This window comes from Burkholderia sp. 22088, from assembly GCF_052045915.1.
GTDB lineage: Bacteria > Pseudomonadota > Gammaproteobacteria > Burkholderiales > Burkholderiaceae > Burkholderia > Burkholderia cepacia.
The window spans coordinates 106,102-127,517 of the sequence record NZ_JBQEPY010000001.1 but is presented as its reverse complement, the minus strand read 5'-3'; the positions used below and the strand labels follow the sequence as shown (position 1 = coordinate 127,517).

Here is a 21,416-nt window from a genome sequence, read left to right as displayed (position 1 = left end):
TAGCATCGGGTCAGGCCATACGGCCGCCATCAAATCAGTGCGCCATGGTCATTTCTCACTGGAACCAGTGTTCACGTGCTTTCATGATCAACGCCTTAGCGGCATCCTCTTCCATCCCGGTCATGTCGACCAGTTCATCCACAGCCAGCTCGGCGAGATCGTCGCGCGTCTGCACGCCGTGTTCGGCCAGCTTCGCGAGCAGCTCCGGCGTAATGCCGTCGAGGCTCTTGAGATCCAGCGCTGCGTTCTCGACCTTTTCTTCGTTCGCGATCGCCATCGTCAACAGCGCGTCGCGTGCGCGGTTGCGCAGTTCGTGCACGGTGTCCTCGTCGAACGCCTCGATTTCGAGCATTTCGTTGAGCGGCACGTACGCGATCTCTTCCAGACTCGTGAAGCCTTCGTCGATCAGGATGTCGGCAACTTCTTCGTCGACGTCGAGACGCGCCATGAACAGCGCACGCAGCCGGTCGCGTTCTTCACCCTGCTTCAGGGCGGATTCGTCCGGCGTCATGATGTTGATCTGCCAGCCGGTCAGTTCGCCAGCAAGACGAACGTTCTGACCGCTGCGGCCGATCGCGACAGCCAGCTCGTTCTCGTCGACGACGACGTCCATCGAGTGCTTTTCTTCATCGACGACAATCGACTGGACAGCTGCCGGCGCGAGCGCGCCGATCACGAACTGGGCGGGATCCTCCGACCATAGCACGATGTCGATGTTTTCGCCACCGAGCTCGTTGCGCACGGCCTGCACTCGGGAACCGCGGATACCGACGCAGGTGCCGATCGGGTCGATCCGCTTGTCGTACGCGATGACGCCGATCTTCGCACGCACGCCCGGGTCGCGGGCAGCCGCCTTGATCTCGAGCAGGCCCTGCTCGATTTCCGGCACTTCCATCTCGAACAGCTTCATCAGGAACTCGGGCGCCGTACGCGACAGTTCGATCTGCGGGCCGCGCGCGGTGCGGTCGACCTTCGCGATGTACGCACGCACGCGGTCGCCCACGCGCAGGTTTTCCTTCGGGATCAGCTGATCGCGGCGCAGCAGCGCCTCGACACGGCCCGATTCGACGATGAAGTTGCCCTTGTCGAGGCGCTTCACCGTACCCGTCATGATCTTTTCGCCACGTTCGAGGTAATCGTTCAGGATCTGCTCGCGCTCGGCGTCGCGCACCTTCTGCAGGATCACCTGCTTCGCGGCCTGCGCGCCGATGCGACCGAACTCGATCGACGGAACGGGTTCCTCGACATACTCGCCGACTTCGACGTCGGGCTTCTGCTCACGCGCTTCGAACAGCAGGATCTCGCGATCCGGCTCCTGCAAGCCTGCCTCGTCGGGCACGACGAGCCAGCGACGGAAGGTTTCGTGCTCGCCGCTTTCGCGATCGATATGGACGCGGATTTCGGCGCCTTCGTCGAACAGCTTCTTGGAAGCAGATGCGAGCGCGGCCTCGAGGGCGCCCAGCACCACATCCTTGTCGACGTTTTTCTCGCGCGCCAGCGCATCCACCAGCATCAACACTTCGCGACTCATTATTTGCGGCTCCTAAAGTCAACTTGCGGAATCAGGCGGGCTTTGTCGATATCGGCCAGCGTGAAATCCAGCATGGCCGCCTCGCCCTTCTTCCTCTCAAATTCCAAACCGATCGTTTCGCCATTCGGCGCGTGCAGAATGCCCCGGTACGTCTTGCGCCCGTCCAGCGGCTTTTTCAAGGTCACGGAAACTTCGCTGCCGGCGAAGCGCTCGAAGTCGGCCAGCTTCTTCAACGGGCGGTCGAGCCCCGGGGACGAGACTTCGAGCCGTTCGTAATCGATGTTTTCGACCGTCAAGACGTGCTGGAGCTGACGCGTGACCTTTTCGCAATCTTCGAGCGAGATGCCGGCAGGCTGATCGATATAGATGCAAAGCATGCCGCGCCCAGTGCGCTCGAGATCCACCAGCTCGTAACCGAGCCCGGTGACCGTGGTTTCTATCAGTTCCGTCAGTTGCACAGTGTCCTCTCAGGTGTTCGCGCCCGCCGCTCGCGAATTCACCCGCGGGCGCGCGCCTTAGCCGGCGCAGGAAGCGCTACCCGAGATGCCTAACCGTTTCAGCAAAAAAAAATGGGCGGAACGCCCATCTTCTTACTGGTGGTCGCACCTGAGCCGCACATTGAATCCGTACGCCCAGCGACTCCGCGATTATAGCGATTTTTGGCGCAAACGCCAAGCCAGCCGGTAAAAGCAGCGTGTCGCCCGCCTTTACCGACCCAAAAATGCGAAATCGGGTTATCCGATCAGCCAGCACCATCCTGCCAGGCCGGAGATCGGTCATGCCGGCTGCGACGCAGCGGCACGCAATATATATACAGTCGAAAGCGATCGGCGCAATACGCCGTGCCGGCAAAATCGGCGGGATGCCGATCGGGCCGGCACGCCGGCGGCTTTGCGCCGCCGTGCGCCAACATGTGTTTAGCGGCTGCGCGTACGACTGCGCTGCTGACGCTGGCCGCCGCCGCGCGGACCGCCGCCGTTGCCGGCGCCGTCAGCCCGATTGCCGTTCGGATTGCGATTGCCGCCACCCTTGCCGCCGCCGCGCTTGGCGCCCGCGCCTTCGCGCTTGGGGCCTGCGCCGTACGACGCACGGTTGCCGTCGACATCACGGCCGCCACCCGCTCGATTGCCGTCGCGACCACCGCCCGCACGGTTGCCATCGCGGCCGCCGCCGGCACGATTGCCGTAACCCGACGGCGCAACCGGCAGGCTGCCGTAGCCGCTCAGGCCCGGCAACCCCGGCCCGCCGCGCCGACCGCCGCCGCCGCGACGCGGCTGATCCAGCTGCCCGTGAGCCGTCAGCACCGGCTCGCGGCTGATGAAGCCCATCGATGTCTGCATCGGATCGGGCTGGCGACGCTCGGCCTGGCCGGCACCGCCGCGCTTGCCCTTCTCCTCGGACGGTGCTTTCAGACCGACGGTCGCCATCAGCTTGCGCACCTGCGTGTCGTCGAGCTCCTCCCAGCGGCCGCGCTTCAGACCGCGCGGCAGCGGAATCGGACCGTGACGCGTACGGATCAGGCGGCTCACCATCAGGCCGACCGCCTCGAACATCCGGCGCACTTCGCGGTTGCGGCCTTCGGCCAGCGCGACGTGATACCAGTGGTTCGTACCCTCGCCGCCGCCGTCGCGGATGCGCAGGAAGTTTGCCGGGCCGTCATCGAGCTCGACACCATGCAGCAGCTTCTGACGCATGCCTTCGGCCAGTTCGCCGACGACGCGCACCGCGTATTCGCGCTCGACGCTGTAGCGCGGATGCATGAAGCGGTTTGCGAGGTCGCCCGAAGTCGTCAGCATCAGCAGACCTTCGGTATTGAAGTCGAGGCGGCCGACCGCGAGCCACTTCGCCGTCTTCATCGGCGGCAGTCGGTCGAACACCGACGGACGGCCTTCCGGATCCGCGTGACTGACGATCTCGCCCGTCGGCTTGTGGTACAGCAGCACCCGCGGCGGTTTGTTCGGCAGCTTGCGCTTGACCGGCTTGCCGTTGATCCGCACCTGGTCGGTCGGCATGATGCGCTGGCCGATGTGTGCGGGCTCGCCGTTCACCGACACGCGGCCGGCGACGATCAGCTCTTCCATCTCACGGCGCGAGCCCATGCCCGCCTCCGCCAGCACCTTGTGCAGCTTCGGCGCGTCGTCGTCCGGCGACAGCACGCGCTTGTTCGCCGGCTGGTTGCGGCCGCGACGCAGCATCGGCGCACGCACGCCGCTACCGCCCGCGGAATTGTCGGCGTCGAATGCCGGCGACGTCACGTAGGCGAACAGTTCGTCCTGGGACGCATCGCCTTCCGTCTTCGCCGCACCACCTTCAGCCTTCGATGCGCCGCCGCGACGGCCCTGGCCGCCCTGACCGCCCTGGGCCTTGGCCGCGCTTTCGCGCTTGCCGGCCGGCTTGCGACCGCCCTTGGCCGCGCCTTCCTTGCGCGGCGCACGCGCCGGCTGCTGCGCTTCGGCGACTTCGGCCGGCTGCGCGTCAGCGTCTTCGCCACCCTGCGGCTCGCCTTCGGCGCCCTTCGACTTGGCCGCCGCGCGACGTCGCGCGATCAGGCTGCGCGGGCCTCGCCGCAGACCGCGGCGGGGACGCTCGTCGCCACCCTCGGCCGGAGCGCCCTGCTCCGGTGCATCGTCGGCACGCGCTGCCTGCACGGCAGGCGCGGACGATTCAATATCGTGGATATCTGTCAAAACAACCTCAAAATGTCAGGTCTCGCGCCCGGCGCGGGCGCGGCAAGAAGTTGGCCGCGTTCAGGCGCGACGCTGTTCGGGTTCTGCTTCGTCGTCCGGCAGCGCGTCGACACCGATGGGTGCACTGGCGCTTCGTACGGCATCGGCGAGACTGTCGGACGTGTCGTCCAGCATCTCGCCGTCCGCGGGACGGGAACGGGAGGCGTCGGCCTGACCAGCCTCGCCGGGCATGTCGCCGGCCGCTTCCGTTCCGTCTCCGGCAACCGCTTCGGCGGCCGGCTTGCGATCTTCCTCGCTCCAATCCGCGCGCAGCGGCTCGGGCTGCACACCGGCCGGCACTACTTCGGCGCCAGCCTGTTCCAGTTGTTCCGCTTGCCCGCGATCAGCTTCGAGCGTATCGCGGCTCGCGATTTCCTGCGTCGGCACGACGTCCACCGCGGAATCGCCCGGCAATCCCGCCGGCTGGCCGGCGGATGCCTCGTCCGCCTGCGGGGCGTCGCCCGCAGCGTCGTCGGCAATCGACACGTCTCCGTCGAAATCCATCGCCTGCTGCGCCAGCAGCGCAGCCTCGATGTTCGCGGCCGGCTCTTCGAGCGCCGGCAGATCATCGAGCGCCTTCAGGCCGAGGTCGTCGAGAAACTGCTTGGTCGTCGCATACAGCGCCGGGCGCCCCGGCACGTCACGATGACCGATCACTTCGATCCAGCCGCGATCCTCGAGTTGCTTGACCACCTGCGTATTGACCGTGACACCGCGAATCTCTTCGATGTCGCCGCGCGTGACGGGTTGCCGGTACGCGATGATCGCGAGCGTCTCGAGCACCGCGCGCGAATATTTCGGCGGCTTCTCGGGATGCAGGCGATCCAGATAGTGACGCATCGCCGGCTTGCTCTGGAAGCGCCATCCGGTCGCCAGCGCCACCAGTTCGACGCCGCGGCCGGACCAATCCTGTTTCAGATCTTCGAGCAACGTGCGGACCGTGTCAGCCGACACGCCGTCGGCAAAGAGCTTGCGCAAATCGCCGAGCTTCAGCGGTTCCTGCGCGCAGATCAAAGCAGTCTCGAGGACGATCTTCGCCTCTTGGGTATTCATGCAGCTAGGCCAGACCCTGTGGTCAAACGAACCGGATCAACAAACAGACGAAAGGAACGGAAGACGCGCTCGCCCGATTCTGATCGGTCATATTGATGGGAGCACGAACCGGGGGCGGCGAACCAACTTCAGGCCAGGCCCAAACCGGACGGAACAGCACGGCTCAACGACGGAACCGCGTGACTGAGCGCCATATTACGCAAAATTGCCCGGTGCGTAAAGATGAGCCGAACCGGCTGCCGCCAGCGCGCCGAATCCGCTCCGGCCCCGCTTCAGCGGGTGGCCGCTCCGCGCGCGAGGAAGCTGCGCAGCCGCTCGACGCCCGCGTCGAGTCGTGCCGGATCGCATGCGTAGCACCAGCGCACGAACCCTTCGCCTTCCGGACCGAATGCACGCCCGGGCGCAAGGCCGAGCCCTGCTTCACGCACCAGCGTCTTGCAGAACGCCAGACTGTCGGCCGCGCCCGGCAGGCGCAGGAACAAGTACATCGCGCCCGGTGGCGGCGGCACCTCGACGCCCGGCAGCGTGCGCAGCGCGGCAACCAGGTGATCGCGCGCGTCACGCAGCGCCGCGACGAACGACCGCACGAACGGCTCGCCATCGCGCAGTGCGACCTCACCCGCGGCCTGCACGAAACCCGGCGCGCACGACGTGTTGTATTCGACGAGCTTCGACAGGTCGCCCATCACCGCTGCCGGCGCAATGAGCCATCCCAGGCGCCAGCCCGTCATCGCCCACGCTTTCGAAAACGAATTCACGACAACGACCCGCTCTTCGCGCGACGCGATGTCGAGGAACGACGGCGCGCAGTCCGCGCCGAACGCGAGCCGCTCGTACACCTCGTCGGCAACCAGCCAGATGCCGTGGCGGCGGCAATGGGCGAGTACGGCCCGCTGGTCGTCACGCGACATCGTCCAGCCGGTCGGATTGTTCGGCGAGTTGATCAGCAGCATCCGCGTATCGGGTGTCAGCGCCGCAAGCAGCCGCCCGATCTCGAGCTGCCAGCCTGCCTCGCCGTAGCCGAGCGGTACGCATTCGACCCGCGCCCCAAGAATCTTCGGAATCTCGACGAGATTCGGCCACAGTGGCGTGACCGCGACGACGCGCTCGCCCGGACCGACCAGCAGTTGCGCGGCCAGCATCAGCGCACTCACGCCCGAACTCGTCACGGCCACGGTGTCGGCCGCCGTCGCACCGTGACGAGAGCTGACGTAGGCCGCGATCGCGTCGCGCAACGGCGCGGTACCGAGGTTGTGCGTGTAGAAGGTTTCGCCGTCGCGCAGCGCCGCCGCCGCGGCGTCGCGGATGAAGTCCGGCGTCACGCGATCGGATTCGCCGAACCAGAACGGCAGCATGTCCGGCACGCCGAATCCGGCGTTTGCCACTTCCCGGATCAGCGACGGACGCAACGCGTGCACCACATCGCGCGCCGCCAGCGCGCCAGACACCGAAAGAGAACCTGCAGAATGCGCCATCGAGCACCACCATCGAGGAACACGATCCGCGTAGTGTACCGACCCCAAGCCGCACCGACGCACGTCGGTGCGCGTCAGTCGAGGTCCTCCGCCCTCGCCGGCATCTGCCGCACAAGCTCCCAGATCGCCTGAGCGGCAGGCGACAACGACCTGTCGCGGCGGCGTACCAGCTCGACAGTACGTTCGGTGCGCGGCGTGAGCGGCCGCGCGACGAGCGTCGAGCCGGCCGGCAGCGGCAGCGACAGCCACGGCTGCACACTCACACCGACGCCGGCCTCGACGAGGCCGAACACGGTCGCCGAATGCCCGAGCTCCTGCATGACCGTCGCGTTGACACGATGGGTGGCCAGCGCGGCATCGATCAGCGGCCGGCTTCCCGACGCATGATCGAGGAGCACGAGGCGCTCGCCGTCCAGCGCCGTCCAGGGCACCTCGGTGCGCGCCGCGAGCGGATGGTCGGCGCGCGCGACAAGGCAGAACGAATCGGTCATCAGCGGTTCGCAGACGAGATCGCCAACCGTAAGCGGCCCGATCACCACGCCGAAATCGACCTCGCTCGACTTCACCTTGCGCAACACATCGCTCTGCACGTCGTCGCGCAAGCCCAGCGTCACGAACGGGAACTGGCGCTCGCACGACGCAACCACGCGCGGCATCAGCCGGCATGCGATCGTCGGGCTGGCCGCGACGATCACGCGACCCCGGCGCTGCTCGCCGATTTCGCGAATCTCGCGCAGCGTGTCGTCGAGATCGTCGAGCAGTCGAGACACACTCGCGATCAGGTTCGCGCCGACATCGGTCAGCTGCACGTCGCGCGTCGTGCGGTCGATCAGCTTCAACCCGAGCTCGGCCTCGAGCTCGCGCACGCAGCGGCTGACCGCGGACTGCGTGAGCCCGATTTCGTCGCCCGCGCGACTGAAGCTACTGAGCCGCGCTACCTCGATGAAGACGCGGAGCTGGCGCAGCGTGACGTTCATTTCCTGACCTCATCAATCGTCGATATCGATGCGCGATTTTAATGCGCGATTCCGGCGTCGATGTACGAATCAGGCACTTGCCCCCATGTTTCGCTGCGGTGCAATACCTACGCGAACGCACGCGGTGCGGGCGAACTGCACAAGATTGGTGATTGTCCCGATTTGCTGGCGGGTTATTTTGGCGTCTTATACGCCCCTAGCTGACTTAGCCGTTAGCTCGCTGCCAAGCGGCTCTCGAGGGAATTACCTCCGACATGGCACGCTTCGTGCGTCACCTGGCGCACAGGGCGCAGGTTTCGTCGGACGGAAGAGCAGAAACGCCGCTGCCGGCCAACCGGACGCCCCCACCCGGCACTCGACGATCGAGTGCTTGAAGAGTGCGCGGCGCAGGGCAGCGCACCGGAGTTAGCTTCGCTGAGGTGAGGACATGATGCTGTTCGACGATTTGAGAGATAACGAGTGGGCGCTGGTCGAAGGTCTGTTTTGCTCGGAACCCGCACGGAGTGAGCGGCGCGGCCGCCCCCGCGTGGAAGCCCGCTCGGTGGTGAACGCCGTGCTGTGGGTGCTGTCGACGGGCGAAGGCTGGTCGAAGCTGCCGGGCCGCTATCCGTCGCCGCCGACTTGCCGCCGCCGCTTCGACGAATGGCAGGCAGACGGCACGCTCGCCGAAATCGTGAAGCGACTCGGCACGAGCGGCCGGCAGATCTCCCTGCGCGGGCGCATCGGCGCCAGTGCTGCGAAGCCGCCCGCCCCGCCGAGCCGCGACCGGCTGCGCGGCGCCTTCTGGACCAATCCGGAATCCTGGCGCGCGCCCGTCAAGATGGCGTAACGAATGCTCGATCGGGCGGCTTCGGCCGCCCGGTTTCTTTCCGCAACTCGATCTGTTCGCGACGCCTGCGGTGCCGTCGATTACCGTTGTCGTGGCGCGATACATCTATTTACCAATATTTACAGCAAGCCTGCACTCCCGCGCTTACCTTAGCGACATATCAACAAGCCGCGTGGCTTGAGGGGAGCCCCGCCATGAAACCAATGTCACTGCTCGTTGCATGCGGCATTGTCATTTCCCTGGCGTTGTCCGCTCCAGCCCGCGCCGACGATCGCGCGAAGCCGCCCCATCGCCAGCAGGATCACCGGAACACGCTCCGCCAGCCACCATCCGCCAACGCGTCCGGCCGGCAGACCGTGCCGCGCGGCGACCTGCGCGGCGACATCGCCAGTAATGCGCGAGCGCGCATCGGCTCGCAGCCGTCGGACGTACCGCGTCATCCGTAGTCCTGCCAATTTCAGGATTTCACCAAAGAAAATGCCCGCTGCCGGGAACTGCGCCGCATGCGGCGAGTCACAACGTTGCCATGAGCACAGCGTGGCAACAGCAAAAGTATCCGGTACGCCCGTATCCTCGCGATACGGGCTTTTTTTGCATCGCCTGCCGCTCGGCGATGCGTGCGGAGAAATGATCGGCCGCTACAGGCGGCTTTCGAGAATCGCCACGGCACTCGCTTCGCTCAATGCGTAGTCGGCCATGCGGCGATCGGTCCAGGAAAGTAATTTCTCGTCGCGCTCGAGGCGCGAGAACTCGGCTCGGCCGCTTTCGGTCAGCACGGCAATGTCGACCGGTGCGTGAAAGCCCGGCGCGGGGGCAACGGTTTTCTGCCTGACCGTGTCCATCAGCCCAAGCGAACGGAGATACTCGAACACGCCCGGGCGGCGCGCCCACGGTACCTGGCGGTACTGCACTCGTCTCAATGCGTCGAGCACCGCTTCGTTGGAATACGTGGCCATCTCGATTCTTTCTTAAAGTGCAGCGACAATGCGAAGCGGCGCGCCGGGCGGGGTCTCCACCCACCGATACCGCCACCGATTCTGGAGGCCGACGTTCGGCGTCGCGTCAGGGCTGGATCGTCAGCCGTCCATAAAAAGACACCATACCCCAATCAAATTGATTCTGTTCGATTCATTTGTACTTCTCTTCATCTGTTTCATGCTCTGCCGCAAGCGGCGGCAAATCATCTCGATGGCCGCCGCTGCGCTGTTCTGGCTGCTCGCGACAGGCTGGCTCACCGCGCCGCTGATCGCGTGGACCGAGGCGGGAGTCGTACCTGTCGAGCACCCGGACATGCATGGGCGGACCACACTGATTCTCATCGGCGCCGGAACACGGCGCACCGACGCCGGGCTGCAGCCCCCGCCTGACGGAGCCGCCCGCATCCACAAGGTCGCGGCGCTCTACCACGCGTGCCGGCAGCAGGCCGCACATTGCACCGTGGTGATGTCGGGCGGCGACCCGCAGCATCACGGAGAAACCGAAGCGGCCGTCTACGGACGCCAGCTCGTCGCGGAAGGCATTGCTCCCGCGGACCTCGTCCTGGAACCAGATAGCCGCACAACCTACGAAAACGCGAAATTCACTGCGCCTATACTACGCTCACAGCATGACGACGCACGCATTCTCGTCACTTCGTCATATCAGATGCGCCGCGCATTGCTCGATTTCCGCCACTTCGGGATCGACCCGCAGCCCGTTTATGCGAATCGCCGGCGCGCGCAAACCGGCTGGCTGCCGCGCTGGCGCAACCTGGCCAACGCCGAACAGGCGCTGCATGAACTGGTCGGCATCGCGCAGTTCCACGTCTATCGATGGCTCGGGTGGTTCTGACTGACGGCTGCGGGAAACCCGAGCGGGAATGAATGCGGCGGCGACGATGGCAGGCGCGTGACGAAGTGTGCGAAGTGTTGCGCGACTTCAACGGGGCCTTGCGTCCCGCCTCGATCCGATGCACATTGATCCGTCACTTTTGTTACACTCGACACGCACTCGATTGCAGTCGCCAGACAAAACGGCAACACTCGGGTTCATCACCACTTAGCGGAGGTAAAGCAATGAAGAAGACGTCCCTGGCTATCCTGGTAGCGATGTCGGCGCTGACTGGCGCAGCGTATGCGCAAGAGAGCACGGAAATCAAGACGATTACCGATCCGGCCAAGATCTCCGAGATCGAGCAGCGCGCACAGGCGCTGCAGCAGCAGCAAGCGGCCGAAGCCGCACAGCCGGCGATGCAGGAAGAGCATCACCACGGCAAGAAGGCTGCTCACCACAAGGCTGCCGCGAAGAAGGCCGGCAAGAAGGCTGCCAAGGCCGCAGACGCTGCCAGCCAGTAAGTTCGGCGGTACCGCACAAGAAAAAGCCGAATCCGGGCAACCGGGTTCGGCTTTTTTGATTGCGGCGCGCGTGCGCTGTGCTAAAGTCGCGCACCGAATTTTTCCACCCGTGCGCACCCCGGTGCGGAGGACAGCATGAGCAACATTCAACTCGACATCGAGTGGACCGAAGCCGCCACTCGCCAGATCAAGCAACTGATGCCCCGCGGCTCGGCCGACGCATTCCTCGCGCTGCCGCCGATCGAGTGCCTGCCGATGGAGGGCGACGTGCTCTTCCTCGGCCCGCAAGGCAAACAGCAACCGTTCATCGTCGCCGAGCGCCAGTATCATCACGACGGCGACGCCGACTGGACGATCATCCTGATCCTCGACGTCCCCAACACGTCGCACTGACGTACCCCGCGACCGGACACGTCCGGTCGCCCCACCCGGCTCAGACGAGCTTCGACAGCACGCGGATTTCGGAACGCTCGATCCAGTCCGCGGCCGCTTCGCGATAAGCAAGAATGTGCGCGGAACGCGCATGGGCAGCAAGCGCCTCCTCGCTTTCCCAACGCTCGACGAATACGAACCGCGCGGGCTCCTTCAGATCCCGATGCAGGTCGTACTGCAGCGCGCCCGCTTCGTTGCGGGTCGGCTCGACGATCCCTTCGAGCTGGACGCGCAACTTCTCCTCGGCGCCCGGCTTCGCCACGATCAGCGCCACGACTGCAATTTCCGCCATTCCTTCCCCCTCATCTCGAAAAGTCCGAGAATACGCGAATCGTGTATCGGCTGCGCCGGCACGGCCCCGCACGACGGCCAAAAAAATAGCCCGCGCTTCAGAGAAGCGCGGGCGAAACCGTCGCCCTACGAGGATAGGCGACGGGGCCATCGGGATCCGCACGCTGGCGCGGATCATCATCAGTTGTGCCGACACTTGTCGCATCGGCATTCGAAGACGTCGATACCGTTGATCGGGCGCTCGCGGCGCACCCCCGGTATCTGACGCCATCCTCCCTGTTTCAACGATTCCAACATATAAAGCAGGTTGCGTGCCAGCCATCACATGCGAACCACCTCATTGATTTATAAGGACAAAATTCTTGCAGACGACAATACGGCACGTGTTCTGCCGCCGTAACGCGCGGATGTTACGTAACGTCACGAGAAGGGACCGAACACCTCTCTCATGTGTGCGCCGGCGAGCGGCCATGAAAAAGCCCGCCAAGTGGCGGGCTTTTCATCGGTGCGGAGAAACCGCGGAAATCAGCGGAGCTGATTCACGAGCAACCCCATGATCTGGCGAGCCGGCGACGATGTGTCGATCGCACCCGAATCGTCAACGACCGCCACGCGCGTCTGGTCGGCCGTGAGCGCCTTCACGTTGACACGGTACTGCTTCGCCTGCTTTTCCTTCTTGCCGTGGAACAACTGGCTCCAGAAGCCCTGCTCGGCCGAAGTCAGATCCTTCGGATCGACATAACGCACGAAATACAGGCCCTTCGTGCGATCGCGATCGTCGACCGTGAAGTTCGCACGATCGAGCGCGAGACCGACGTGCAACCACGACCGGTCGTACGGCTCCCCAAGCGTGACTTCCGACGGCACGGCCGCGTCGGCCGCATCGTTGCCTTGCGCCGACGTGCGGGAAACGTTTTGCGCGGCAATCGCGGCAGCCGCCTTCGACGACGCGTCGGTGTCCGCCTTCTTGTCCTTCGGGATCGTGTTGTCCTTGATGTTCGCGATCGGCGGCTCGCCGTTCTTCGCGCGCTGCTCGTTCTGTGCGAGCACGACCATCAACCGCTTCAGGTATTCGGTCTCGAGCGCCGGATCGTTCGGCTTCGGTTCCCACTTGCTCGAATCGTTGTTCGCGCCCGTGATCGCTTCGCGCATCCCCTTCTGGCTGATGAACACGTAGGTGCCGCCATTCGGCGCCGCATCGAGACGCGTACGGTACTTGTTGCGCTCGGCCGTCACGTACGAGTTGCCCATCGCCTTCGAGATCACGCTGCGGATCAGGCCGTCGTTGATCTGCGGATGGGTTTCGTTCCAGTCGGTTTCCATCACGCCCTTGTCGCGCTGGTCGACGACGAGCAGGAAACCCTGCTCCTGCCAGAAGCGGCGGACCTGCGTCCAGACGTCGGCCGGCTGCTTGCCGTCGATCACGAGCCAGCTCTCGGTGCCGTCGCGCTGGATATGCATGCCGGCCACGGCCGGAGCAACGGTGTCCAGCGCAGGCGCCGCCTGCTGGACCTGCTGAAGCGCGGACAGGGAAGTCGCGCCGCCCTGGGGCGGCAGCGAACGCTGATCGGCCGTCTCGTCGAGCATGTTGGGCGGCACTGCGAGCGACGCTTCCTTCGATTTCGAATCGCTCTTGTAGTCCACTTTCGTGGGCGACGACGTACCGCAACCGGCGACGAGCGCGCCGGTTGCGAGCACTGCAGCGAACCGCATGGTAAGACGAAGATCAGTCATGTTCGGGGAATCCTCTTCCGCTAAATCACGGCGCTTTCCGTGGATCAACCTTGCATTTTACCGGGGCCGCGCCGCGATGTGCAAAAAAGCGACCGGCAAGAAAAAACCCGCGTCAGCCCAAGCTGACGCGGGTTCTTGTCTGGTCGGGGCGAGAGGATTTGAACCTCTTCGAGCCCACGGTGGAATAAGGCCTTCCGGGGTAGCGTGTAGGTCAAAACCGCCGTGCCGATTGACACAATTCGAGGCAGTGTGGCACGAGCAAGCACATAAACCCGTGACGGCCACCTTGCGCGTTTCAGAGTGTTCGCCATCTCAAGGGCGCGGCGTCCCGCTCCTGCCCCCCCTAAGAGTCCCCAAGCGCAAACAATGTCGAGAAAAACAGGGCCACTACGTGTGCGAACCAAACTGAAGACCGTCAATCGTTCGGCGCTGGCTGCGCGATCAGGACCGCACCGCAAGTTGTTTTATGACCCTCCAGCGCCATCGGCTGCCCAAAATCCTGACACCCGTCCATCCCTTCAGCAATTTCAAACAGATGCGGCGCACAAAGTGGGCAAGTCACTTGATCCCCCTTGCGGGCAATTGGAACCTTCGCCGTGCCCCAGGTTGAAGACGGACTACCCGAAATCACTTTGCCGCCGTGGCTCGTCGCATCACCAACCACAATTTGCGCCCGCCCGTGCAAGTTTGCTCGTTGCATCGATTGCCCCCCAGATCAATGAGCAGCAGCCTTAGCCGAGAAGTCCGGAGCCTCGAACGGCGGAGCCTGATACGTCGTGTCGATCGTGTAGCCCTGGGCCTTCAGTTCAGCCTCGCGCTTCGATCGCTCTTCCACCGCCGACTTCAGTTCATCGGACAGATATTTTTCCCAGTGCCTTCTGCGTTCAATACTGTCTGAAAAATATGGGCTGTAATTGTCGGATGCGGTACTAACCTGAAGATCAGACAAATAATACCCCATACCATCAGCCCCGGATGACTGATATGACACCGACAAGGTTAAAAATATACCATCCGCATAAAAATACCACCTCGGCTCAACAGCCATCAACTCCTTCCATTCCTCTACGCTTGGCGTATAGGTTGAATCCATCGAGTAAAGAGCACCAGATTTTGTTAATGCGTAAGACATAGCCTCTTTTCCGCTCAGACGAGGATCTGAAGTTTCTATGTATCGCACCCACCCCGCGGATCGCAATCTACCAAGCAGGGCAGCGACCTTATCTCGAGCCTCTTCATATGAGATTATTCGCGACGAAGATGGATTAAAACTAACATCCCAATTGTCAACCCCACCCTCAGGACTATCCTTATCCCCTAGACCTGTCACGATCAAGGCATTGTCCAGGTCGAAAGAATATTTTCCTTGCACATATTTTACCAATCCAAGCTTATGCGGATCATCCCAATGAGCCTTATATGCATACACACCAGATGGATGATTCATCAAGGAAAACCCCTGAGCCGTGGCATCTGACTTACCTTCAGCTCCAAACTTGATCGTTACGACTTGCCCCGACATTTTCTCATCCCTCTCGTATTGATTGGCCCGTAACGCGAGAAACGCAGCGCACAGAGCTATCACCGCAAAAAACAACCAGAGTAATTTACTCGATTTTATTGCGACCCACATTGACTTAATCATCCTTCAACCGACCACCCATCGCGGCAATCCCCTTCAACTCACCAAGCATATATTCGCGTTTTTTTTGCATCAAGAAGTGAAATAATTTTCCAGTGTCCTTAATCCACGCCATCCGCTGAGGATAATCCTCAAGAATAAGATCCTTTGGTGCATTCGAGCGATACTGCATATCAGAAGTTTCGTTCTTCGAGACAAAACTCAGTTGCAATGGCGGAATCATGGCATTGAACGGATGCAGTGGGTAGTTCCACCATTGATCGGGATCAGTGACCGCACCAGAGAGACGTTGAACCTGAAGTCGACGAATAAAAGCCTTGTCGTTATAGATCAAATCTTGCAGCACCTCGCCCTGTTCATGTTGCGCCATCACCCACAGATGATTGAATGCAAGCGATGCCTTCTTCTTTTCATTTGTTGTCTCTTCCCACTGCTTCACGAGATCGAATCCGCTGGCTACCCGGGGCGTCCATTGAAAGTAGCCATAGCTTGGAGAGCCTGGGGCGATGGGTTTACCGGAGCCGGCATCGTCCATATTGGCACTGGCTTCGATATACACGGGACACTTCGGGACGACTTCAGCGGCCCACTGCTGCCGCATCAAATTGTTCTGCACGGCGGGGGCAAACTGACGGCTATCGCGCTGTTTCGCACACTCCTGAAACATCACAGGGTCGGCGGCATAACCATAACACCAAGGCAACAGATCATTGTAGATCCAGAGGTTGCCTTTACCTAAGCCTTCATGGACAGCGTCCATGCCAGGCATCTTTTTGACCTGCCAACTCTCTATATTGGCGGATACCTGTTTGGCAGCGAAGGCGCCAAGTCCAGTCCAGTAGAAGCGGCCGAGTTTGTCCTTCTCGCCGAGATGGAACTCTTCGAGGAACATACGCGCATAACTTGAGGCCACTCGTCGGGCTCTCGCACCGTATTGCTTGGAGACGAAGTTGGCATCCCCAGGCTCGATCGTAGTTTCGGAAATGGTATGCGAACTGAATCGATAGTCAGGCGTCCCATCTTTCAGGATGGGAGTGCGGGTATCTAACTGGGCCATCGCGTATTGCTGAGCGAGCGACCATATGAACTTGCAGTCACAGTGCGCATCGATGCATGTATTGCTTTTCGGATCGGTGGTGCTTTCTGCCAGAGTAGCCATATGTGCAACCTTTTAATTATCCGCATCAGTAAAGAGTTCGTCCCAATGAGCCGCAAATTTCACACCCTCTTCTTGTGGCGTATTCAGGGTGGCCGAGCGACCAAGCGAGTTCGTCTGAAACACGTGCGAACCGGAATCGGACGTCATACGATAGGCAACACCTGGTAACGGCCTCCCCGATGGCGTCAGCATCTTGAACGTCTGGTCGTTCGCCTCGACGGCCGGTGTGCCATTTGGGGCAACGCCCATCGGCTTCGAGGGTAAGTTGCTCACCTGAGCATTGACCTCATACACCCCGCCACCTACGGTAATCTTGCCGCTCTTCAAGCTGATATAACTATCGCCACCGTGCAACATCACTTCGTCAGTCGCCTTTATTGTGATTCGGTTAGCGGTCTGCGTAATTTCGAGCTTCGCCAGCAGGTTGAGGTTCTTCTGAAGCGCCCTGATATCGATGTCTCCCGCGTACGACACCATTCGGATACCCAGTTTGTACGCAAACAAGCGAATGGCGTTTCGAGCAGTAGCTAGCAGGTTGCTGCCGCTGCTGACGCTAACATGAGCGCCGCTCGTGAGCGCCATATGTTCACCGCTCGCAAGGTGGGTACTGCCTGCCGTCGTCGCCTCAATTCCGGCCGGTGATGCGAGAACCAGATGGGGTTTTGACAGTTCCGGAAACGCGTCGCTCCCTTGCCCCCCACCCGCCCCTCTGATCTCATCGCTCTGTTTCCGAAGTGCCTTGGCAACCTCGGGCTGATCCTGCGCATCCTGCGCGTGCGCCTGGACGGCCGCATTGGCAAGCGTATCGTGCAAGTCCCTCGCTTGTACCAAACGCTGCACCGTCTCGCCCATGTCCTTCACTGCGGCCGCCGCACCCGAGCGAGCCTCGGTTGTCACCAACATCCCTTGGTTCGCCCGCAGCACGCCCCACGAGTCGGTTGCCAGCTCCCAACCGATTCCGCGTGCTTCCCCACGCCCTTCATTGCCTTCAATGCGCGTGTTGTACCCGACCACTAGGCGAGACCGCTCATGGTCGCTCGCGACTTGCACTTGAAGTTTGCCCGGCGTGTCGTCGGCAACGATATGGTTCGCCATCGTACTGGCCAAATCTCGCGAACGTAGACCAGACAAGGCTTGGTTATCCGGGAGCTTCCACTGGACAAAATTGACGCCGTTCGGCACGCGGCCCGTGATAAGGGGACGATCGGGACACCCCTCCAAGAATGACACGACGACTTCATCGCCGATACGCGGGACATGGATCATTCCGAATCCCTGTCCCGCCCACGGATGACTCACACGCACCCAGCACGAACTCCGCGTATCGCGTTGCCCGATTCGATCCCAATGGAATTGAATCTTGGATCGGCCTAACTCATCGGTATAAATACTCTGCTCTCGCGAACCAACCACGGTCGCGGTTTGCATCTGCATAATGGGCTTCTGGTGCTCAAACGGGCTGCGGAAAGGCACGGATTTACGTTGCGCCTCCAGCTCGATCAGAAAGAACCCTTCGGAGCCATCGTAATGGGGCACGCGGGACGGACGTGCTCCGTCCTGATTCGCCAACGCCTCTGCCAATTGGCGTTGCAAACTCCCAGGGAGATTTGCATGATGGATTGAAACCGGAAGATTATTCTCGACCAGCCAAAGCACTTCGATAATGGCGAACTCGTTACGCTCTGAGGAGTCAAGATCGTGTTGTGGATGCCCGACAAGTGTAAATGACCGCCCCGCATCAGCGCTACGCAGTCCGCCAGTGCCGTAAAACCTCTTGGCACGAGACTCCCACTCTTCCATGCGAATTTTAGAGAGGTGATCCCCACGCTCCTGCTCAAGATACGTATACGGGCCGGTGTACTCGTACATCTCCAACTGTTCCGGTAGCTCATGGGACATCGTCGGGATGTTGGTACCCTTCGGATTCGCGAGCGGTGAGGGACTCTTGTAGTCGAACGTGCGAGTGGTCAGCGCGGCGCTATGGAGGGTGCGCAGGCCGGACCAGTGGATCAATCCATCGACCTCGCTATTCACACCGTCGCGCGAGAACTGCACTGAACGCACGACAAGCGGCTCACACGAATCCAAACGATCCGTGATGGTCAGGGTATGAGATTTTCCGTCACTGGCCTGCGTCCAAATGCTGAACAGCCCCTCCTCCTCCATCAACCGATGAACGAAATTCCAATCGTCCTCATACTGCGTGCAATATGATTTCGGCGGAAGTGGCTTCGAGAGTGCAAAATGGAATCGGCCTCTCGCTTGCGAATGCGTGTTGAATACGTCCCGGAGGATTTCATCCACCGGTTTGTCCTGCCAGATCCGTTGATCGCGGCGAAATTTCAGAAAATGCATCCACGAAGCGAAGCTGATTTGGAAGCTGGTTAGCCCGCCTTCCGACCCCAACCGCCGCACCGCATAAACGTAACCGTGTCGTGGAAGGTAGGAGTGGTCGGCCTGCTGGAGCCATAAAGTTATGGGCTGGCCTATCAGCCTCGTCAGCTTAAGATCGCTGCGCGTCGACGCCACATCGAGCGTGAAATCGTAATGTCGTCCAATTCTGGACCGGCCTACAGTGCGCGTAGGCAGTAACACATTGTCCCCCAGCGGGGTGTCGAGTTTCAGCAAACGATCCTGTTGGATCGGCCCGCCTTGAATCGCCCTCATGATGTCTTGCACACTCATCCCGATCCTTTATATTACTTTTAGCTTACTTGTCACCAAGGTAGCCCAGGCTCTCTCGCCGGGTATTCTACAGCCTAATAGCTAGTGCTTTCCCTTACTTGCGCCTCGCTGTCGGTCAACCAACGCAAAACCCATGAAAGGTTTTCGATAGCATCAGCACTGCCATCACCGATGCGTGTCCCCCTGTCACTCCCAGCAGTTCCGTCTGCCCCTTAGAACCTCTGTCGGACTATTGGAAGGGAAGACACGCCCATCCCGCAACGGAATGGCGGAAGGTGCCGAGGGCGCGGGGTCAAAGGCGATAGTCCCGCTGGCGCGGCGAAATGCCAGCCATCGGCATTCCGAGGCCAACGCAAACCGCGTGTGGTCCCCGGTGACGAGGCTGTGCTGCACACCGGCCCGGATGAAGTTGTTCGAGAACTGCATCGCCATTGTCTGGAACTGGAGAAACATCTTCCCGGACCACTTGTCCACGAGGAGCGGCTGGTTCCGTAGCCCGACGCGTACGGGGCTCGCTTCTGCGCCTTGATGAGCGCCGACTCCGGCACGTACTTCATGTGGTCGCCGTCGCGCTCATTGAGCCACTTCGAGATCCCCGGGGAGAACAGGCCGCGACGTTCATCCGCGCCGTACTTCGCGAACAACTCATGAAGCCGCTTGGCCTCGGGTTCTCCGATGCCGAGAGCGCCCAGTTGGACGGCCTTGCTCTTGTCGAGCTTGTCGTACTCGGCGGCCCACTTGCGAACATTGGCGAGTTGGACGAGGCCAGCGGTACGCCGGATGTTGTCCGGCCAGCCCTTGAGCCCAGACAGTTTGTTCGCGTAGTTGCCGGTCGTATTCATAGCGGTCTCGATGGCACGCATGATTTGGCGGGTCGTTCCGGTGCCGAAGCCCAGGAGCCCCTCCGCCTCACCGCGCTCAAGGGCACGGTCCGAGGAGTTCAAATGCACTCCAGTCTCCAACGAGCCCAGGATCATCCCCAGCTCCTGCATGTCCTTGTCGCCCCTTGGCTGCCCGCTTCAGGATGTACTGATTGTCCCGCGCACCCTTGAACGCCAGTATCTTCATCACCGCCCCTTTCGCCGTCAGCGCTGCCGACGCGAGGCCCCCGATTACCGAGAAGATGAACCCGCCCATGTAACGAACGACACCCATCTGGCGCAGGCGGTCTGCGGCCCACATGACGCCGTTGCGGTCCTTCACGTCGTACTTGCCGAGAATGCGGTCGTGAGCCGCTTGCACGTCAGTCTCAGTCGACTTCTTCTCGGCCTGGAGGGCTGCACGTTTCTGCGGGTCCGCGATGCTACCGATCAAGCCGTCGTAGTAGTCCTGGACTTCGCGGAGGATGTCCCCGATGTCCCGCCCACCTAGGGAGCGATGCGCTCCCAGTTGGCCGCCCAGATCCTTGTAGTAGCCCTGGAACGCATCGTCCGCGTTGCCGGCCAGGAACCCGTTCTCCATGAGATGGTTGTACTCTTCCATGCTGAACTGGAACTTCCGCTCCTTCAGACGACCCGAGGTAGGCGACTTGTCGAGCAAGATGCCACGCGGCGCACGGTCGGTGCCCCGCAGTGAGCTCACGAGGTCGTCCACATACTTCGTGAACGGCGACGCGGTGGCAATTCCCTTCCGCACCTCGAATGCGCCCTTCCGAAGCTGAGGTGCGGCCCGATCTGCGGCTTTCGCGGCTGCCCGTGCTTCCATGCCCGTTGCTTCATCGTGTCATAGGCGAACTTCCGCGCATCACGCGCGTCATCCAGCGCCCGCTTGCGAGTCAACAGCGGCTAGATGGTCGGCCACATCCTTTCGCAAACCAGTAGCCAGAAGGGCTTAGCCTTCGTTCTTGATGAGGGGGGTTGACATCCTTCGCTGCTGCGTCATGCCAGCGGCGCATGTCGGCCTGCTGCCGCGCTAGTTTGTCGAAGGTCGCAGTGGCTTCCCAGGGATCAGCCTGAGCGGCGCTGAGCTCGACTAGGGCTTCGCGGATTTCCTCGCGCCCCCCCCTGAATCTCCGCGCGGCTAAGCGTCACGAATGGGGCGGGCTTGTTCTTGGCCCCGAGAGCCTCAAACCGCCGCTGCCAATCCGCAATGATCTCGTGCGCCCTCGTGCCGGCCTCAGCTCGATTGCTTGTCCTGAGGCTTCCCCCGGAATGCGTCGGTCTTAGGCGTACCGGTCTTGGGATTGCGGACGTGTTGTTGCAGGTCTTTGGGCACGCCGATCCGGAGGTGGAACACGGACGAGCCGGGGCGCAAATAGACGCCAGTGGGAAGGGTTGCCAAGTCAGTCATCTCCGCATAGTTGCACGGCGGGATCGACACACCAAATTGACACACCCGGAAAAAGGAAAGGCCTGGAAAGCTACGCCAGATAAGGAAACCCTTTACTGACAAGCCTTCCAGGCCTTGATTCCTGGTCGGGGCGAGAGGATTTGAACCTCCGACCACCTGCACCCCATGCAGGTACGCTACCAGGCTGCGCTACGCCCCGAAAGAAAAAAATTATAACAGACAGTTTCCCGATTTAGAACGGGTCACATGCATTTTGTGAA

Annotated in this window: 19 protein-coding genes, 1 tRNA gene and 1 pseudogene; 5 read left to right on the top strand and 16 right to left on the bottom strand. The window is 61.9% G+C overall.

What is annotated here, in order from left to right; all coding sequences use genetic code 11:
• Nucleotides 1-55: 55 nt before the first annotated feature.
• From nusA to ACTJLD_RS00545, 6 genes are all read right to left on the bottom strand, one after another.
• A complete protein-coding gene (gene nusA, locus ACTJLD_RS00570) occupies nucleotides 56-1,531 on the bottom strand; it encodes a transcription termination factor NusA (RefSeq protein ID WP_006476166.1) in 1,476 nt (491 codons plus the stop codon).
• Nucleotides 1,531-1,989: a ribosome maturation factor RimP gene (gene rimP, locus ACTJLD_RS00565; protein WP_014897219.1), complete on the bottom strand. Its 459-nt coding sequence runs from the start codon at nucleotides 1,987-1,989 to the stop codon at nucleotides 1,531-1,533. Before rimP ends, nusA begins: the two co-directional genes overlap by 1 nt.
• Before the next feature lie 459 nt (nucleotides 1,990-2,448).
• Nucleotides 2,449-4,218, bottom strand: coding sequence for a 23S rRNA pseudouridine(2605) synthase RluB (gene rluB / locus ACTJLD_RS00560; protein WP_440657635.1), 1,770 nt, complete (start codon nucleotides 4,216-4,218; stop codon nucleotides 2,449-2,451).
• Between the two features lie 60 nt (nucleotides 4,219-4,278).
• A complete protein-coding gene (scpB, locus tag ACTJLD_RS00555) occupies nucleotides 4,279-5,310 on the bottom strand; it encodes an SMC-Scp complex subunit ScpB (RefSeq protein WP_060196552.1) in 1,032 nt (343 codons plus the stop codon).
• A gap of 272 nt (nucleotides 5,311-5,582) precedes the next feature.
• On the bottom strand, nucleotides 5,583-6,785 hold the full coding sequence (locus tag ACTJLD_RS00550) for a pyridoxal phosphate-dependent aminotransferase (protein WP_440657634.1): 1,203 nt from the start codon (nucleotides 6,783-6,785) through the stop codon (nucleotides 5,583-5,585).
• A gap of 74 nt (nucleotides 6,786-6,859) precedes the next feature.
• A complete protein-coding gene (locus ACTJLD_RS00545) occupies nucleotides 6,860-7,762 on the bottom strand; it encodes a LysR family transcriptional regulator (protein ID WP_060172044.1) in 903 nt (300 codons plus the stop codon).
• A gap of 430 nt (nucleotides 7,763-8,192) precedes the next feature.
• Between ACTJLD_RS00545 and ACTJLD_RS00540 the strand changes: the two are divergent.
• Nucleotides 8,193-8,588, top strand: a pseudogene (locus ACTJLD_RS00540) (transposase); the annotation flags it as partial.
• Nucleotides 8,589-8,785: 197 nt separating this feature from the next.
• Nucleotides 8,786-9,037 (top strand): hypothetical protein, encoded by a 252-nt coding sequence (locus ACTJLD_RS00535; RefSeq protein WP_027787693.1) that lies wholly within the window; start codon nucleotides 8,786-8,788, stop codon nucleotides 9,035-9,037.
• 192 nt (nucleotides 9,038-9,229) lie between these two features.
• Here ACTJLD_RS00535 and ACTJLD_RS00530 read toward each other — a convergent pair whose 3' ends face one another.
• Entirely contained in the window at nucleotides 9,230-9,547 is a 318-nt protein-coding gene (locus ACTJLD_RS00530) for a hypothetical protein (RefSeq protein ID WP_011351791.1), read from the bottom strand.
• A 157-nt stretch (nucleotides 9,548-9,704) separates the two neighbouring features.
• On the opposite strand from ACTJLD_RS00530, the gene ACTJLD_RS00525 reads away from it, so the two are divergent.
• From ACTJLD_RS00525 to ACTJLD_RS00515, 3 genes are all read left to right on the top strand, one after another.
• Nucleotides 9,705-10,421, top strand: coding sequence for a YdcF family protein (locus tag ACTJLD_RS00525; protein WP_060172040.1), 717 nt, complete (start codon nucleotides 9,705-9,707; stop codon nucleotides 10,419-10,421).
• 224 nt (nucleotides 10,422-10,645) lie between these two features.
• Nucleotides 10,646-10,924, top strand: coding sequence for a hypothetical protein (locus tag ACTJLD_RS00520; protein ID WP_011351789.1), 279 nt, complete (start codon nucleotides 10,646-10,648; stop codon nucleotides 10,922-10,924).
• A 135-nt stretch (nucleotides 10,925-11,059) separates the two neighbouring features.
• Nucleotides 11,060-11,317 (top strand): hypothetical protein, encoded by a 258-nt coding sequence (locus ACTJLD_RS00515; protein ID WP_021162409.1) that lies wholly within the window; start codon nucleotides 11,060-11,062, stop codon nucleotides 11,315-11,317.
• 40 nt (nucleotides 11,318-11,357) lie between these two features.
• On the opposite strand, the gene ACTJLD_RS00510 is transcribed toward ACTJLD_RS00515, so the two are convergent.
• From ACTJLD_RS00510 to ACTJLD_RS00470, 9 genes are all read right to left on the bottom strand, one after another.
• Nucleotides 11,358-11,648, bottom strand: coding sequence for a putative quinol monooxygenase (locus tag ACTJLD_RS00510; RefSeq protein ID WP_027787696.1), 291 nt, complete (start codon nucleotides 11,646-11,648; stop codon nucleotides 11,358-11,360).
• 524 nt (nucleotides 11,649-12,172) lie between these two features.
• Nucleotides 12,173-13,381, bottom strand: coding sequence for an outer membrane protein assembly factor BamC (gene bamC, locus ACTJLD_RS00505; protein ID WP_440657632.1), 1,209 nt, complete (start codon nucleotides 13,379-13,381; stop codon nucleotides 12,173-12,175).
• 415 nt (nucleotides 13,382-13,796) lie between these two features.
• Nucleotides 13,797-14,081: a PAAR domain-containing protein gene (locus tag ACTJLD_RS00500; RefSeq protein WP_081078989.1), complete on the bottom strand. Its 285-nt coding sequence runs from the start codon at nucleotides 14,079-14,081 to the stop codon at nucleotides 13,797-13,799.
• A 15-nt stretch (nucleotides 14,082-14,096) separates the two neighbouring features.
• On the bottom strand, nucleotides 14,097-15,014 hold the full coding sequence (locus ACTJLD_RS00495; RefSeq protein WP_176113668.1) for a hypothetical protein: 918 nt from the start codon (nucleotides 15,012-15,014) through the stop codon (nucleotides 14,097-14,099).
• 4 nt (nucleotides 15,015-15,018) lie between these two features.
• The gene (locus ACTJLD_RS00490; protein WP_091921441.1) at nucleotides 15,019-16,182 is read right to left on the bottom strand and encodes a DUF2515 family protein; all 1,164 of its coding nucleotides are present in this window, start codon (nucleotides 16,180-16,182) and stop codon (nucleotides 15,019-15,021) included.
• 12 nt (nucleotides 16,183-16,194) lie between these two features.
• A complete protein-coding gene (locus ACTJLD_RS00485) occupies nucleotides 16,195-18,867 on the bottom strand; it encodes a type VI secretion system Vgr family protein (RefSeq protein WP_200060284.1) in 2,673 nt (890 codons plus the stop codon).
• Between the two features lie 212 nt (nucleotides 18,868-19,079).
• Nucleotides 19,080-19,811, bottom strand: coding sequence for a hypothetical protein (locus tag ACTJLD_RS00480; RefSeq protein WP_440657631.1), 732 nt, complete (start codon nucleotides 19,809-19,811; stop codon nucleotides 19,080-19,082).
• On the bottom strand, nucleotides 19,786-20,571 hold the full coding sequence (locus ACTJLD_RS00475) for a hypothetical protein (protein ID WP_233634399.1): 786 nt from the start codon (nucleotides 20,569-20,571) through the stop codon (nucleotides 19,786-19,788). Before ACTJLD_RS00475 ends, ACTJLD_RS00480 begins: the two co-directional genes overlap by 26 nt.
• A 707-nt stretch (nucleotides 20,572-21,278) precedes the next feature.
• Nucleotides 21,279-21,355, bottom strand: a tRNA-Pro gene (locus ACTJLD_RS00470).
• Nucleotides 21,356-21,416 lie beyond the last annotated feature (61 nt).

Coding starts and splice junctions, on each gene's coding strand:
- ACTJLD_RS00510 (WP_027787696.1), bottom strand. CDS start 11,648: ATGGCGGAAATTGCAGTCGTGGCGCTGATCGTGGCGAAGCCGGGCGCC.
- ACTJLD_RS00550 (WP_440657634.1), bottom strand. CDS start 6,785: ATGGCGCATTCTGCAGGTTCTCTTTCGGTGTCTGGCGCGCTGGCGGCG.
- ACTJLD_RS00500 (WP_081078989.1), bottom strand. CDS start 14,081: ATGCAACGAGCAAACTTGCACGGGCGGGCGCAAATTGTGGTTGGTGAT.
- nusA (WP_006476166.1), bottom strand. CDS start 1,531: ATGAGTCGCGAAGTGTTGATGCTGGTGGATGCGCTGGCGCGCGAGAAA.
- scpB (WP_060196552.1), bottom strand. CDS start 5,310: ATGAATACCCAAGAGGCGAAGATCGTCCTCGAGACTGCTTTGATCTGC.
- ACTJLD_RS00490 (WP_091921441.1), bottom strand. CDS start 16,182: ATGGCTACTCTGGCAGAAAGCACCACCGATCCGAAAAGCAATACATGC.
- ACTJLD_RS00475 (WP_233634399.1), bottom strand. CDS start 20,571: ATGGAAGCACGGGCAGCCGCGAAAGCCGCAGATCGGGCCGCACCTCAG.
- ACTJLD_RS00535 (WP_027787693.1), top strand. CDS start 8,786: ATGAAACCAATGTCACTGCTCGTTGCATGCGGCATTGTCATTTCCCTG.
- ACTJLD_RS00495 (WP_176113668.1), bottom strand. CDS start 15,014: ATGTGGGTCGCAATAAAATCGAGTAAATTACTCTGGTTGTTTTTTGCG.
- ACTJLD_RS00530 (WP_011351791.1), bottom strand. CDS start 9,547: ATGGCCACGTATTCCAACGAAGCGGTGCTCGACGCATTGAGACGAGTG.
- bamC (WP_440657632.1), bottom strand. CDS start 13,381: ATGACTGATCTTCGTCTTACCATGCGGTTCGCTGCAGTGCTCGCAACC.
- ACTJLD_RS00485 (WP_200060284.1), bottom strand. CDS start 18,867: ATGAGTGTGCAAGACATCATGAGGGCGATTCAAGGCGGGCCGATCCAA.
- ACTJLD_RS00520 (WP_011351789.1), top strand. CDS start 10,646: ATGAAGAAGACGTCCCTGGCTATCCTGGTAGCGATGTCGGCGCTGACT.
- ACTJLD_RS00515 (WP_021162409.1), top strand. CDS start 11,060: ATGAGCAACATTCAACTCGACATCGAGTGGACCGAAGCCGCCACTCGC.
- ACTJLD_RS00545 (WP_060172044.1), bottom strand. CDS start 7,762: ATGAACGTCACGCTGCGCCAGCTCCGCGTCTTCATCGAGGTAGCGCGG.